The organism is Tahibacter harae (assembly GCF_024437735.1).
GTDB classification, from domain to species: domain Bacteria; phylum Pseudomonadota; class Gammaproteobacteria; order Xanthomonadales; family Rhodanobacteraceae; genus Tahibacter; species Tahibacter harae.
The window spans coordinates 224,787-238,942 of sequence record NZ_JANFQO010000004.1 but is presented as its reverse complement, the minus strand read 5'-3'; the positions used below and the strand labels follow the sequence as shown (position 1 = coordinate 238,942).

General features: G+C 69.5%; 16 protein-coding genes. 6 read left to right on the top strand and 10 right to left on the bottom strand.

Features of this window, described 5'->3' with window-relative positions; genetic code table 11:
- The first annotated feature begins 63 nt into the window (after positions 1-63).
- The 6 genes from NM961_RS06030 (at position 64) to NM961_RS06005 (ending at position 6,331) form a co-directional block, all read left to right on the top strand.
- Positions 64-1,254, top strand: a complete 1,191-nt coding sequence (locus NM961_RS06030; protein WP_255913092.1) for a beta-ketoacyl-[acyl-carrier-protein] synthase family protein — start codon at positions 64-66, stop codon at positions 1,252-1,254.
- Positions 1,251-2,051, top strand: coding sequence for a beta-ketoacyl synthase chain length factor (locus tag NM961_RS06025; RefSeq protein ID WP_255912902.1), 801 nt, complete (start codon positions 1,251-1,253; stop codon positions 2,049-2,051). The genes NM961_RS06030 and NM961_RS06025 overlap by 4 nt, the downstream gene beginning before the upstream one ends.
- A complete protein-coding gene (locus NM961_RS06020; RefSeq protein WP_255912900.1) occupies positions 2,048-2,848 on the top strand; it encodes a glycosyltransferase family 2 protein in 801 nt (266 codons plus the stop codon). The genes NM961_RS06025 and NM961_RS06020 overlap by 4 nt, the downstream gene beginning before the upstream one ends.
- A 3-nt stretch (positions 2,849-2,851) precedes the next feature.
- A complete protein-coding gene (locus NM961_RS06015) occupies positions 2,852-4,111 on the top strand; it encodes a cation:proton antiporter (protein WP_255912889.1) in 1,260 nt (419 codons plus the stop codon).
- Between the two features lie 67 nt (positions 4,112-4,178).
- Positions 4,179-5,819 carry an NAD(P)/FAD-dependent oxidoreductase gene (locus NM961_RS06010; protein WP_255912887.1) on the top strand — a complete coding sequence of 547 codons (1,641 nt, stop codon included), beginning with the start codon at positions 4,179-4,181 and terminating at the stop codon, positions 5,817-5,819.
- A complete protein-coding gene (locus NM961_RS06005) occupies positions 5,816-6,331 on the top strand; it encodes a hypothetical protein (RefSeq protein WP_255912877.1) in 516 nt (171 codons plus the stop codon). Before NM961_RS06010 ends, NM961_RS06005 begins: the two co-directional genes overlap by 4 nt.
- A 170-nt stretch (positions 6,332-6,501) precedes the next feature.
- Here the strand turns inward: NM961_RS06005 and ybiA are convergent, their stop codons facing one another.
- The 10 genes from ybiA to NM961_RS05955 form a co-directional block, all read right to left on the bottom strand.
- Positions 6,502-6,909: a riboflavin biosynthesis intermediates N-glycosidase gene (gene ybiA / locus NM961_RS06000; RefSeq protein ID WP_305119045.1), complete on the bottom strand. Its 408-nt coding sequence runs from the start codon at positions 6,907-6,909 to the stop codon at positions 6,502-6,504.
- 42 nt (positions 6,910-6,951) lie between these two features.
- Positions 6,952-7,455 (bottom strand): hypothetical protein, encoded by a 504-nt coding sequence (locus tag NM961_RS05995; protein WP_255912875.1) that lies wholly within the window; start codon positions 7,453-7,455, stop codon positions 6,952-6,954.
- Positions 7,456-7,568: 113 nt separating this feature from the next.
- Positions 7,569-8,075: a GNAT family N-acetyltransferase gene (locus NM961_RS05990; protein WP_255912873.1), complete on the bottom strand. Its 507-nt coding sequence runs from the start codon at positions 8,073-8,075 to the stop codon at positions 7,569-7,571.
- Entirely contained in the window at positions 8,075-8,413 is a 339-nt protein-coding gene (locus tag NM961_RS05985) for a zinc ribbon domain-containing protein YjdM (RefSeq protein ID WP_255912872.1), read from the bottom strand. The genes NM961_RS05990 and NM961_RS05985 overlap by 1 nt, the downstream gene beginning before the upstream one ends.
- A 44-nt stretch (positions 8,414-8,457) precedes the next feature.
- Positions 8,458-9,189 (bottom strand): 3-oxoacyl-ACP reductase FabG, encoded by a 732-nt coding sequence (gene fabG, locus NM961_RS05980; RefSeq protein WP_255912862.1) that lies wholly within the window; start codon positions 9,187-9,189, stop codon positions 8,458-8,460.
- A 21-nt stretch (positions 9,190-9,210) separates the two neighbouring features.
- Complete coding sequence (locus NM961_RS05975; protein WP_255912860.1) at positions 9,211-9,642, bottom strand: hotdog family protein; 432 nt, start codon at positions 9,640-9,642, stop codon at positions 9,211-9,213.
- Between the two features lie 9 nt (positions 9,643-9,651).
- Complete coding sequence (locus NM961_RS05970) at positions 9,652-11,991, bottom strand: MMPL family transporter (protein WP_255912850.1); 2,340 nt, start codon at positions 11,989-11,991, stop codon at positions 9,652-9,654.
- Complete coding sequence (locus NM961_RS05965) at positions 11,988-12,626, bottom strand: LolA-related protein (protein ID WP_255912848.1); 639 nt, start codon at positions 12,624-12,626, stop codon at positions 11,988-11,990. Before NM961_RS05965 ends, NM961_RS05970 begins: the two co-directional genes overlap by 4 nt.
- Complete coding sequence (locus tag NM961_RS05960; RefSeq protein ID WP_255912846.1) at positions 12,586-13,533, bottom strand: lysophospholipid acyltransferase family protein; 948 nt, start codon at positions 13,531-13,533, stop codon at positions 12,586-12,588. The genes NM961_RS05965 and NM961_RS05960 overlap by 41 nt, the downstream gene beginning before the upstream one ends.
- Positions 13,530-13,826: an ApeI family dehydratase gene (locus NM961_RS05955; RefSeq protein WP_255912844.1), complete on the bottom strand. Its 297-nt coding sequence runs from the start codon at positions 13,824-13,826 to the stop codon at positions 13,530-13,532. Before NM961_RS05955 ends, NM961_RS05960 begins: the two co-directional genes overlap by 4 nt.
- Between the last annotated feature and the right edge of the window lie 330 nt (positions 13,827-14,156).

The following is a 14,156-nucleotide window of genomic DNA, read 5'->3' as shown; positions in this document are numbered from 1 at the left end:
CGCCCCGGCCTTGCAAGCCGTGGCAACCCGACTATCGATCAGGTGTAGCGCTTGCCGACTCCGATTCCCCCGCTGGCCGTGACGGCCCATACCGCCACCTCGGCCGCCGGCAGCGGCCTGGCAGCCCTGGCCCAGGCCCTGCGCGAGCGCCGCAGCGGCCTGCGCAGCAACGATTTCACCGCTACGCCGCTGCCCTGCTGGATAGGCCGCGTCGACGGCCTGGAACAGGCCCCGGTGCCGGCCGAATTCGCCGGCCTGGACTGCCGCAACAACCGCCTGGCCTGGGCCGGGCTGAACCAGGACGGTTTCCTCGACGCCGCGCGCACCCTGGTCGAGCGCCATGGCAGCGACCGCGTCGCCGTCGTGCTGGGCACCTCCACCGGCAGCATAGGCGCCACCGAGCAGGCCTATCGCGAACTCAAGCCCGATGGCGGCTTCGCCCGCGCCTATCGCAATTTCCTGCTGCATTCGCCGCATTCGCTGACCGCCTTCGTGCAGCGCGTGCTCGGCACCACCGGCCCGGCCTGCACCGTGGCCACGGCCTGTTCCTCCAGCGCCAAGGTATTCGCCCAGGCCGAGCGCCTGATCCGCCTGGGCTGGGCCGATGCGGCCGTGGTCGGCGGCGTGGACACCTTGTGCGGCAGCGTGCTGTTCGGCTTCAACGCGCTGCAGCTCGTTTCCGATGAACCCTGCCGGCCGTTCGACGCGGACCGGCGCGGCATCTCCATCGGCGAGGCGGCCGGTTTCGCCCTGCTCGAACGCGCCGCCGCCGCGCCCGGCGCGCCGCGCCTGCTGGGCTGGGGCGAATCCAGCGATGCCCACCACATGTCCTCGCCGCATCCGCAGGGCCTGGGCGCGCGCCTGGCCATCGCCGATGCGCTGGCCCGCGCCGGCCTGGACGCGGCGGCAGTGGACTACATCAACCTGCACGGCACGGCGACGCTGGCCAATGATGCGATGGAGGCCGCGGTCGTGGCCGAGCTGTTCGCGCCTTCGGCCCGCGCCAGTTCCACCAAGGGCTGGACCGGCCATACCCTGGGCGCGGCCGGCATCGTCGAGGCGGTAATCAGCCTGATCGCGCTGGAGCAGGGCTTTGTTCCGGGCACGCTCAACAGCGCGCAGCCGGATCCGGCCTGCGGCCCGCAGCTGGCCCTCGACAACGAAGACCGCGCGCCGCAGGTAGCGCTGTCGTCCTCGTTCGGTTTCGGCGGCAACAACGCTGTGCTGGTATTCGGCCAGGGAGGCCGCGCATGAGCGCCGTGGCCCTGCGTGTACTGGGCGTGGGCGTGTACGCGCCCGGCCTGCCGGACTGGCCCACGGCCGCCGCCGCGCTGCGCGGCGGGCACCAGCCCGACACCACCACCCTGCCGCGGCCGTCGCCGCCGCTGCTGCCGGCGGCCGAGCGCCGCCGCGCGCCGGAGACCGTGCTGTACGCGGCCCAGGCTGCGGCCGAGGCCTGCGCCCAGGCCGGTCTCGATCCCGCGGTCCTGCCTTGCATATTCGCTTCGGCCCAGGGCGATATCGCGATCAACGACTACATGTGCGCCACGCTGGCGAGCGCGCCGCTGGAACTGTCGCCGACCAAGTTCCACAACTCCGTGCACAACGCCGCGGTCGGCTACTGGAGCATCGCCACCGGCTGCCGCGCTGCGTCCACCGCGATCAGCGCCTGGACCAGCAATTTCGGCAATGGCCTGCTGGAAGCCGCGCTGCAGGCGGCCGACTGCGCCGCGCCGGTGCTGCTGTCGGTCTACGACACCGCCGCGGTGGGCGCGCTGCAGTCGGTGATCCCGTTCGACTGCGGCTTTGCCGCAGCGCTGGTGCTGGCGCCGGACGCACCGGACGGCCGCGGCGCGCGGCTGCGGCTGCAACCGGCCGCTGCGCAGGCGATTGCCGGCGAGCCCGAGGCCGACTGGGCCTGCGCTCTGCGCCGGCGCAATGCCAGCGCCGATGCGCTGCTGCTGCTGCAGGCACTGGCAGGCGCGCAGCCGGCGTGCGTGGACATCGCCGCGGGGCCGGATTTCCTGCTCGCCGCCGAGGTGCGCCCGTGAGCGGCGCGCTGCGTGCGGCGGTGCTGATTCCCTGCCTCAACGAGGAGCGGGCGATCCGCGCCATCGTCGAAGGGGCATTGTCCCATTGTGAGCGGGTCATCGTGGTCGACGATGGCTCCAGCGACGGCACGGTCGCGGCGCTGCACGGGCTGCCGATAGAACTGATCCGCCACGAGCGGCCCGGCGGCAAAGGCAACGCCCTGCGCGCCGGCTTCCGCCGCGCGCTGGAGCTGGGCGTGGACGGCGTGGTCACCATGGACGGCGACGGCCAGCATTTCTACGGCGACATCCCTCGCCTGCTGCGCGTGGCCGCGCAGCTGCCCAATACCATCGTCGTCGGCGCGCGCCTGATCGGGCGCGAACGCCAGCCGCGCATACGCCGCATCGCCAACGACATCGCCGACTGGGGCATAGCCTGGGCGGTGGGCCAGCGCCTGATCGATTCGCAGAGCGGCCAGCGCTGGTATCCGCTGGAGGTGGTGAAACTGGCGGTGGACGTGGCGCCGCAGGGCTTCGTGTTCGAGGCCGATATCCTCATCGAGGCCGCGCGCCGCCTAGGCACGAAAGTCGCCGCGGTGCCGATCGAGGTGCGCTACGCCGGCGAATTCCGCCGCAGCCATTTCAAGCCGCTGCGCGACTTCTGCCGCATCACCTCGCACGTGTTCGGCCGTGTGGTGGAAGTCGGCTCGGTAATCCGTACTTACGGTATCGCGCGCACCACGCCGATACAGCTGATCGATCCCGACCAGGCCGGCACGGCGACGGCTCCAGGCCTGGCGCGCTCACAGGAATCCTGAGACATGGCCCATTCCCCGCTGCTGCTGCAACTGGTCGTCATTCTGCTCACGGCGCGGCTGCTGTCGTTCGTGCTGCGCTATCTCGGCCAGCCGCCGGTGATCGGCGAAATGATCGCCGGACTGATGCTGGGGCCGCTGGTGCTGGGCAGTCTGGCGCCGGAGTTCCATGCCCAGTTGTTCGCCCCGTCCAGCCTTTCCGCCCTGCAGGGCGTGAGTCAGATCGGCCTGGTGCTGTTCATGTTCATCGTCGGCGCGGAGCTGCGCATGCCCACCGGCCTGCGCAGCCAGATGGTGAGTTCGGCCTGGATAGGCGGCTGCGCCATGCTGCTGCCGTTCCTGCTCGGACTGGGGCTTTCGCCCTGGCTGCATCCGCAGCTGGCGCCGCCGGGCGTGCCCTTCCTGCCGTTTGCGCTGTTCATCGCCACGGCAATGGCGATCACCGCCTTCCCGGTGCTGGCGCGCATCCTCAAGGACAAGGGCCTGGCCGCCACCCCCATCGGCCAGCTGGGCCTGACCTCGGCCGCCCTGGCCGACCTGCTGGCCTGGATACTGCTGGCCCTGGTCGTGGCCCTGGCCGCGGCGGGTTCCGGCTGGGGCGACATCGCGCGCATGTTGCTGGGCGCGATCCTGCTCGGCGTGGTGGCCTTCGCCGGCGTGCGGCCGCTGCTGGCCGCGCTGCTGCGCCGCCAAGTGGCCGACGGCCGGCCCGACGGCGCGGTGATCTCGGGCCTGCTCATCGTCACCTTCGCCTTCGCCGCGCTGACCCAATGGCTGCGCCTGCACGAAGTGTTCGGCGCTTTCGTGTTCGGCCTGTGCCTGCCGCGCGACGACAAACTGCTGGATACCCTGGTGGAGCGCCTGGAACACGTGGCCGTGCTGGTGCTGATGCCGGTGTTCTTCGCCCTGGCCGGGCTCAATACCAGCCCCGACGCCTTCGTCGGCCTGGGCGCGGTCACGCTGCTGGTCATCGTCGCGCTGGCGATACTGGGCAAAGTGCTCGGCGGCGCGGCCGGCGCGCGTCTGGCCGGCCTGGGCTGGCGCGACGCCTTCTGCCTGGGCACGCTGATGAACACGCGCGGGCTGATGGAGCTGATCGTGCTCAAGGTGGGCCTGGACGTGGGCGTGATCGGCAAGGAAATCTTCACCATGCTGATGCTGATGGCCGTGCTCACCACGCTGATGACCTCGCCGCTGCTCAACCTGCTGATGCGGCGCCCGCACGGTGCGGCCGAGCCGAGCCAGCGCAAGGTGCCGTCGCTGTGACGGCACGGTTTTCCGTTTTCTGCCGCCGCGCCGCCGCGGCGTCATCTGCAAGGCAAGGACGAAAGCAATGAGCGATACCCGACACGATGTACTGATCATGGGCGGCGGCCTGGCCGGACTGTGCCTGGCGCTGCAGCTGCAGCAGCGCTTTCCCGGCATCGCCGTGCGCGTGCTGGAGCGGCGCGCGCATCCGCTGCCGCCGGCGGCGCACAAGGTCGGCGAATCCAGCGTGGAGATCGGCGCGCACTACTTCGATACGGTGATCGGCCTGCGCGACCACCTGGAAGAAAAACATATCCACAAGTTCGGCTTTCGCTTCTTCTACTCCGAAGGGCGCGAGGACCTGCCCGCAGTGACCGAGCTGGGCGTGCGCCAGGTGCTGCCGCGCGTCACCTACCAGCTCGACCGCGGCATCCTGGAAAACCACCTCGGCGAGGAAGTGCGCCGCCGCGGCATGGATTTCCTCGACGGCGCGGTGGTGCGCGGCGTCGACATCGCCAGCGGCGAGGACGACCACAGCGTGCGCTACGAACACGACGGCGAAAGCCATGTGGCGCGGGCGCGCTGGGTGATCGACGCCGCCGGCCGCGCCAACATCCTCAAGCGCAAGTTCGACCTGGCCGAGCCCAACGGCCACGACGCCAATTCGGTCTGGTTCCGCATCGACGACAAGCTGGAAATCGACCAGTGGTGCAATGACGAACGCTGGCGCCTGGAATGCACGCCGCCGGAACGCTGGCGCTCGACCAACCACCTGTGCGGCCCGGGCTACTGGGTGTGGCTGATTCCGCTGGGTTCCGGCGCGCATTCGGTCGGCATCGTCTGCGATGCCAAGATGCATCCGCTGGAAACCATGAATACCTTCGAGAAGGCGATGGACTGGCTGAAGAAATTCCAGCCGCTGGTCTTCCGCGAATGCGACAGCCGCCGCGACAAATTGCTGGATTTCAAATTCCTGCGCGGCTTCTCCCACGGCTGCAAGCAGGTGTTCTCCGGCGACCGCTGGGCCATCACCGGCGAAGCCGGCGTGTTCCTCGATCCGTTCTATTCGCCGGGCAGCGATTTCATCGGCATGTCCAACAGCTATGTCTGCGCGCTGATCGAACATGACCGCAAGGGCGATCCCGTCGGCCCCTACGCCAAGATCTACCAGCAGCTGTATTTCTCGTTCTACGAATCCACGCTCACGCTGTACCGCGACCAGTACGCGCTGTTCGGCGATGCGGAAATCATGTCGACCAAGGTGATCTGGGACTACAGCTACTATTGGGGCGTGCTGTGCCAGATCGTGTTCCAGGGCCGCCTGACCGATCTGCGCCTGTTCGCCGATCTCAAGGCCGAGCTGGAATCCGTGCGCGAACTCAACATCCAGATGCAGGCGTTCTTCCGGCGCTGGCTGGCGGTGAATCCGCCGCTCAATCCGGCCACCTTCCTCGACCAGGGCGAGCTGCCCTGGTTCGTCGAACTCAACAGCCGCCTGCACGAGCCGCTGGACGACGCCCAGGTGCGCGAGCGCATCCGCGGCTACATCCAGATGCTGCGCAATCTCGCCGCCGGCATCGTGGCGCAGGCCCAGGCCGATTGCCCCGGCCTGGCCGGGCTGCCAGGCACCGGCGATGCCGCCGCCACGCCGCAGCTGTTCGAGCTGGCCGCCTGCGCGCCGGCAGGCTTGACCCGGCCGCAACCGCAACGCTCAATGCGCGCATGAAACGCCTGTTGCTGCCCTTGTTGCTGGCGCTGGGCGCCTGTTCGCAGGCGCCGCCGCCGGCCGCGCCGGCGGCCGGTCCCGACCCGAGCCTGGGCGGTGCACGCGCCGGCACCTGGGTGCGCGCCGAGGGCGAGCGCAAGGGCCAGGCCATGATCTGGACCTATCGCGAAGATTTCGTTCCGGACGCGGCCAGGCCGCGATTGCTGGTGGTTTCCCAGGGCGTGGAAGCGGCGACCAGCAGCCAGGTCATGCAGCCCTTGCAGCCCGAGCTGGACCAGCGCGAAAAGCGCCTGCGCGAGGGGCTGCGGGGCAAGGCGGAGCTGGTCGCGGTACTGGACTGGGACCAGCAGCACGACTGGTACTTCTACGCCGTGCCGGAACTGGCCAGCGACGAAGTAACCGCGCTGCTGGGCGATGTGAAGTTCGCCGACATACGCACCACGCTCGAAGACGATCCGGCGTTCGACTTCTACCGCACCTTGCTCAAGCGCGTCGGCGGTCAGTCGCACTAGCTGCCGGAACAATCCGGCTTTTCATTTCCCGGTGGGGTGCGCGCGCAGCTTGCACATCGAATGCCCGCGGCCGTGTGTAATCGCTACGGCCACAGATGCCGACGCGCGCGCTGGCGCACGGCGCGCGCTGTTTCAGGCCGGATTCGCGCGCAATTCCTCGCGCACCTGCATCAGGATCCGGCCCAACCGGTTGCGGCCGTGGCCGTCGCCGCCGTCGCCCAGTAGGCGTCGTTGCTGGTGTGCTCGATCAGCAGCGCGTCGCCGGTGGACAGCAGCAGGGCTTTGAGTACTTCGTGCTGGCTGAATTTGGCCAGTACCGCTTTCTTCATCACGCCGTCCTTGGCCGATTCCCAATCCCGGCGCAGCTTTTTCCTGCGATCGCGGCCCAGCTGGGCCGCGATCATGGGCGTGTTCGCCTGGCGGATTTCTTCCCGGTGCGCGGCATCCTCGAATTTCTGCGCCTGGAAGTAGTGTTCCGAGGTTGGCCAGTATTTGCCGTCGAGGAAAATGCGGTGGGGCGAGAAGTTGGAGAACGCGCCGTAGTCGTCGCCGGTACGGTAGAAGCGGATCGCGTCCATGATGCGGGCCTCCTGCGCTGCCCGCGGTGTACGCGCCCGGCTTCAGCTGTCGCCGAGCTGGGCGTCCTTGGTCGGGGCGGTCAGCCATTGTGCCACGTCGCTGCCTATGGCCTTGACCGTGCGGCCCAGCACCGAGCAGGAACCCTTGTAGCCGGCGAAGGCGCCGCCCATGGAATAGCGCTGGGCGATGAAATTGCCTATCTCCTGGCCGTCCTGGTACAGCGTGCCGCGGGCGCGGGTGAATTTCTGATGGCCTATGAAGGCATTGCCGCGCGATACGGCTTCCTCGATCTCCATGACCAGCACCTTGCCCGGATCGCCGGCGGACACTTCATCGGCGATGCGCGTCTCCAGGCGCTTTTCCTGGGCGTATTCGGCCAGATAGGCGGCCAGCTTGTTGGGCAGGTCGCATTCGGCCTTGATGTTGCTGGCGATATGGCTGTCGGCTGCATACGGCACGCTGCGCGGCAAGGTGATGCTGTCGGCCTGGGCGGCGCCGGCCACGGCGAGAGCGGCCACGGCCGCGGCAGAACGGTACTTGTGCATGAATTTTCCCCTGTATGCGGATTGTGCCGGTGAAGCCTGAAGCAAATCCGTCACGGGACAATACACCGAACGAGGGGTGGCGCCGCGCGGCCGCGCGTGCTGGCCGGCGCGCTTCAGCCGCCGGCGTAGAACGCCGCGGCATAGCGCACGTCACCCGCGGGCGTGGCGCCCTGCCAGTGCAGGGCCTGGAAGTATTCGGCCGGCACGCCCGGAAAACGCAGGCGTGCATCGGCGACGAAGCCGAAGCGCGCGTAGTAGCGCGGATCGCCCAGCACCACGCAACCGGCGGCGCCGCGCTCGCGCAGGCTGTGCAGCGCGGCCCGCATCAGCTGTGCGCCTATGCCGCGGCCCTGCCGCGCGGGCGCGACCGAGATCGGTCCCAGGCCGTACCAGCCGGGTGTGGCGTCGCTGATGGTCACCGGCGACACCGCCACATGGCCGGCGATGCCCGCGGCGTCCTCGGCCATCAGCGAGACGCTGAGCTGGCCCGCCGCGCGCAGCGCCGCGACGATGCGGTGCTCGCTGTGGTCGCTGTGCGGCGCATGCAGGAAGGCGGTGCGGATGAGCGCGTCTATCGCCGCGGCGTCGGCCGCGCGTTCGGGACGCAGCCGCAGTTCCATCAGGCTTTCTTGACGAACTCGGTCTTGAGCTGCATCGCGCCGATGCCGTCGATCTTGCAGTCGATGTCGTGATCGCCGTCGACCAGGCGGATGTTGCGCACCTTGGTGCCGACCTTGACCACGGCCGAGGAGCCCTTGACCTTGAGATCCTTGATGACGGTGACACTGTCGCCGTCCTGCAGCACGTTGCCATGGGCGTCGCGCCAGACGCGCGCGGTTTCTTCCGCCGCGGCGGCGACGCGCGGCCATTCGTGCGCGCATTCGGGACAGACGAACTGGGCGCCGTCCTCGTAGGTGTATTCGGAATTGCACTGGGGACAGCGGGGCAGGGTGCTCATACGGGATTCGTACCTGGAGAGTGGGGATTCGCTACGGCGGCGGCTCAGCTCATTCCGCCATCAATGCCGATGATCTGGCCGGAAATGTAGCCGGCGGCGTCGCTGGCGAGGAAGGCGACCAGGGCGGCCACTTCCTCGGGCTTGCCGGCGCGGCCCATGGGCACGGTCTGGCGCACCTGTTCCGGGCTGAAGGCCGCTTCGCTGACCTTGCCGGCGATGACGCCGGGCGCAACCACATTGACGCTGATGCCGCGGCTGGCCATTTCCCGCGCCAGCGACTTGACCGCGCCGTGCAGGCCGGCCTTGGCCGCGGCGTAGTTGGTCTGGCCGCGGTTGCCCAGCACCGCGGCGACCGAGGACAGCGCAATGATGCGGCCGCGGCGCTGCCGCGCCATGGGCAGCAGCAGCGGCTGGGTGACGTGGAAGAAGCCGTGCAGCGAGACGTCGATGACGCGGCGCCACTGCGTGTCGGTCATGCCGGCCATGGGCGCGTCGTCGTGGATGCCGGCATTGTGTACCAGGGTCGAGATGGTGCCGTCGGCGAGCAACTTCTCCACCGCGCTGCGCGTGGCCGCGGCGTTGCTGAGATCGAAGGCGACCGCCTCGGCCGTGCCGCCGTCGCGGCGTATCGCCTCGGCCACGGCCTCGGCCCGGGCCAGGCCGCTGTGCGCATGCACGATCACCTGCGCACCCTGGCGCGCCAGCGCCTGGCAGATGGCGCCGCCTATGTCGCCGCTGCCGCCGGTGACCAGGGCGCGGATGGGGCCTGCATTCATCGGATTCTCCCTGTGTTGCCGTCAGTCCGGCTGCACCATCACCGCGGCGCGGCCGGCGGCGATGAGTTCGCCCTGGTGTTCGATGCGGAAGGCGTATTGCCAGCTCTGCGCGCCGGCCAGCAGGCGTTCGCCGTGGATGTCGAGTTCGCCGGGCAGGTCGTCGGCGTAGTCGCGCAGCAGGCGCACCGCGCGCAGCGACACCAGCAGCCCCGGTTCGGCGCGGCCGCCGGCGGCCCGGGCCAGCAGGCCGCCGTGCACGGCCATGGCCTGGGCGCCGTATTCGCACAGGTGCAGCGCGCGCAGGCGGCCGTCGCTGCGCAGCGGGTTGTCCGCGCGGTTGTGCGAGGCGCTGCGTGCATGGATGCGTGTCTCATCCCAGGCCAGCACCGTATCCAGCAGACACATGCCGCCCTGGTGCGGGATCAGGTGCGCCCATTGCGATTTATCCAGCATCGTCGTGCGTCATTTTTCCGTGGCGGGAAAGGTTTCCTGGCGCGGCCGCGCCAGCAGCAGCGCCAGCACGAAATTGAAGGCCACGCCCAGGGTCACGGTGGTGCCTATGGCGCGCAGCACCGGCAGCGAGGACAGCGCCAGCAGCAGGAAGACGAGGAACGTGCTGGCGCTGCAGACCAGGATGGCGTGCAGGGTGCGGCGCTGCTCGCGTTCGTCGTCTTCGGCATGCTCGAAGAACAGGGCGTAGTCCAGGCCCAGGCCGGCAGCCAGCACCAGCGCGATCAGGTGGAATAGCGACAGCGACACCCCGCCCAGGCGCAGGCAGGCCAGGATCAGCAGCGTAGTCACCGCCATCGGCAGCAGCACGCGCACGATGCGGCTGCGCCGGCGCAGGGCGACGGCGACCACGCCGGCCAGCAGCAGGCCGGCCGCCAGCAGCGACAGCAGTACGCGCGTGCGGTAGGCGGCGACCAGGGATTCGGAAGCGTGCTTGAGGTCCAGCAGATGGGCCGGCACGTCCGGCCGCGCCGCCAGTGCGACCAGCGCGCCCGCATCGTTCACGCCGGTCAGGCTGACCAGGCCTATCCAGTGGCCGTCGCGCGGCTGCAGCTGCGATTTCAGGCGCAGGCCCAGCGGGCCGGCGAAGAAGCGTTCCGCATCCAGCAGCGGCAATGCGCGCGCGGCCTGCACGTCGCGTTCAAAGGCGTCGAAACTGCCGGGCTTGAACGGCAGGCCCTGCTGCGCGGCGGCGAGGGCGGCATGCAGGGCTTCGCCATCCGGCAGCTGCTGCTGGCGTGCGCGCTGGGTCGCGGCGCTGGGCAGGTAGCGCGACGGCAGTTCGTAGCCGGCGATGGCGCCGGCGGCCTGGACTTCGGCCAGCAGCGGATCGAGTTTTTCGCTCGCGGCGAGCACGCTTTCGGCATCCTTGCCTTCGATCACCAGCAAGTAGCGCACGTCCGGCGCACCAAGTTCGGCGCGCAGTTCGGCATCGCGCGCGACCAGTTCGGGCGGCGCCGGAGTCAGCGCGGCGAGGTTGTTTTCCCAGAACGCGCCCGGCGCGGCGGCGATGGCGGCGACGGCGGCGGCGGCCAGCAGCGGCGCCAGCCAGCGCGGCCGCGGCAGTGCCGCGAGGCGTCGCCACAGCGCCGCGAGCCAGGCCGACTCGGCCGCATCGTGCGGACGGCTGCCGAGCAGGTGGACCAGGCCGAAGCGCGTGGTCAGCGCCGCCGTGGCCAGGCCGACGATGGTGAACACGGCCAGCTGTTCCAGGCCGTCCACGCCGGAGGCGAAGAAGGCGAGGTAGGCGATGCAGGTCGAAGCCACGCCGGTGGCGAGCGTAGGCCAGAGCAGGCGCGCGACCTCGGCCGGCGTGCGGCTGCGGCTGAGATGGCTGAACAGGTGGATGGGATAGTCCTGGGCCACGCCGATCAGGGTGAAACCGAAGGCCAGGGTAATGCCGTGGGCGCCGCCGAACAGCAGGGCCAGCGCGGCCATGCCGGCCAGGCCGCCGCTGAGCAGGGGCAGGGCGCCGGCGGCGACCGTGCCGATGCGGCGATAGGCGATCAGCAGCAGCAGGATGAAGCCGACCGAATCGAACAGGCCTATGCGGTTGGCTTCCTCGCTGGTGGCGGTGTTGATGTGCACGGTGAAGGCACCGGGGCCGCTGACGATCAGCGTCGCCCTGGCATCGCCCGCGATGGCGCGGAAATGGTCCTGCAACGCATCCATCGCCTCGCGCTGGGCGGCCGGATCGAAGCCGCCGGCGACCGTCTCCACCAGCAGCAGGGCGCGCTTGCCGTCGCGGCTGAACCAGACTTCGGCATAGCGCTCGGGTTCGCCCGGCGGCGCCCAGGCTTCGGCCAGCTTGAGCATTTCCAGCGTGGGATCGCGGCCCAGCAGCGGCTTGAGCCAGGCGGCGGCGGGCGAGCCCAGGTCCTGTACGCGCTGTTCCAGCTCGGCGCGCAGGAAGTCCCGGTCCAGCGGCTGCGTATCCAGCGTCGGCGACAGCAGATAGCGGTAGGGCAGCAGGTCCTCGGTCAGTGCGGCGAGATCGCCTTCGCCGTTGAGCGCGCGCACGAAGCGCGGATCGGTGCGCAGGCGCGGTGCGAGCTGCCTGGAAATTTCGGCCAGGGTGTCCGGCTCGGCGCCGTCCAGCGCCAGCAGCAGCAGGCGCGAGCCCGGCCCTTCGCCGATCTCGTCCAGCAGCAGGCGCTGTTCCGGCGTGCGCGCCGGCGGCATGAAGCTGCGCAGGTCGGTGCTGACCTTCAGGCCGGTGACGACGTAGTAAAGCAGCCCGGCCAGCAGCGCCAGCCAGACCAGCAGCAGGCCAAAACGCGAACGCAGGCTCACGGGCGGCCGCGGCAGAGCTGCTGCAGGGCGGCGCGCTGCGGCGGATCGGCCAGGGGCTGGCCGGCGAGCTTGTCTACCAGCAGCAGGCTGGTGTCGCCGCCGGCTTCCTCGACTTCAAAGCACAGCGGCGTGTTCGCCTCGCCGCTGATCAGCACCTGGCGGACCTGCTTGGCCAGGGCCGGGTCGCGCGGCTTCAGGGTGAGCTGCCAGTGTGCCGCATCGCCGCTGTGGCTGAGTTCGTAGCTGCGCGCCAGGCGCTGGGCGTCGCCGGCCAGGGTCGCGCTGAAGCTTTCCAGGAAGCCGGCCAGGGCCGGCGCGCGCTTGAGGCTGAAGCGCTTGGCCGGCTTGCCCGGGCGCTCTATGCGCACCTGGCCGTTCTCGATGGTGGTGTTTTCCACATACGGAGAAGTAACTTTTTTGCCCAATTCGGCGCTGCTCTGGTATTCCAGCTCGCCGCGCAGCACCAGCGGCGCTTCCAGCATCTGCACGAAGCGCACTTCGGTATAGGCGGTCTGCGCCGGCAGCGGCCGTTTCAGGCCCTCGACCAGGGCGGCGATCGCAGGTGCGGCGCAATCCTTGGTGCAGGCGGCGCCTTCAGGCGCGGCGTGGCTCGCCAGCGGGAACAGCAGGCTCAACGCGATCGCTTTGCCAGAAATCATAGAAGTTGAACCAGTTGTAGGGATCCAGGCGCGCATGATGCTCCAGCCGTGCGGCGTAGCGGGCGATCCACTCGTCCAGCCGCGCGCTGCGTTCGCTGCGCGGTATCTCGATGCGCTCGGCGAAGTGCTCGAAGTAGAGGTCGTAGCGGCTGCCGCCGCGGTACAGGCCGAAGCAGAGCACCATCGGCGTGTCCAGCACCGAAGCGATCAGATACGGCGCGGTCGGCAGCGGTGCCGGTTCGCCGAAGAAGACGGCCTTGCGGGTCGGCTCCTGCGGTCGCGCGCGGTCGCCGAGCAGGGCGACCACGGAGCCCTGTTCCACCGCGTCCTTGATGTTGAGCACGATGGCCGTGCCGCCTTCGGAGGCGTCGATGACGCTTTCGCCCACGGCCGGGTTCAGCGCGTGCAGCAGTTCGGTGATGGCCGGGGTCTGCGACTTGTCCAGCAGCACCTTGAGCTTGACCTCGGGCTTCTCCCGCGCCAGCACGCGCAGGATCTCGAAGCTGCCCACATGCGATCCCAGCAGCAGCATGCCGCGGCCCTGGTGGTAGGTGTCCAGCAGCAGGTCCAGGCCGTGGATGGTGAGCTGGAACTGGCGCACATCGTTGCGCGCGAGCAGGAACACGCGGTCCAGGATCACGCCGGCGAAGCGGTGGATATGCCGCATCACATCGAAGGCATTCGCGGGGCGGCCGAGCACGCGGCTGAGGAAGGCGCGCGAGGCTTCGCGCTCGGGCCGGCGGCGGAAATAGAAATACAGGGTGATCGGGTACAGGAACAGCCGCGCGAAGGTGCGGCCGCCGTAAAGGCCGATATTGCGGATCAGCCAGATGGCGAAACGTCCGCCGCCTTCGGGCCGGTCGGTCCAGTGGGGATTGCTCATGCCAGGCGGGCCTCGCCGCTTGCGATCAGGCTGTCTTGCCGCAGTACGCGAAAACGTAGCCGATCCTCGCGCGTCTCCAGCTGCAGCTGCGCTTCCTGTTCCGGCAGCAGCGGCGCCAGGAACTTGACCTGGACCAGCTCGGCCAGGCGGCGCCCGCCGGCGCGGGCCAGCGCCGCGGCGACCTGGTCCAGCACGACCACGCCCGGAACCACGGGATTGCCGGGGAAATGCCCGGCGAGGGCGGGATGCCCGGCCGGAATGCGGAAGGACTCGTGGTGACTGACGGACGCCATGGCGAAAAAGCGGAGGCTAGCGGCGGGCAAGGATCGCGGGTTTGCCGGGGCGGGGCAAGTTGCGTGCCTGGTGACGGGGTGGACGCCAGGGGGCGGGCGAGGCTGGCTGAGGTGCGCTGGAAGCGGCCGCCGACCGGGTTGGGCGCATCAGGTGCAGGTGTTCCGGCTGCGCGCATTTTCCGCAACACCGCCGGCTTTCGGTGCTGGAAACCGTTCCGGCGTCGAAAAACAGGCGCGCCAGTCTGTCCGCACTTTCCGCAACATCAGGGGTTTTCAGCCCCGGAAAGAGTGCCGAAGGCGGAAAAATCGCCCGAAAACGGTGGTGTGTGC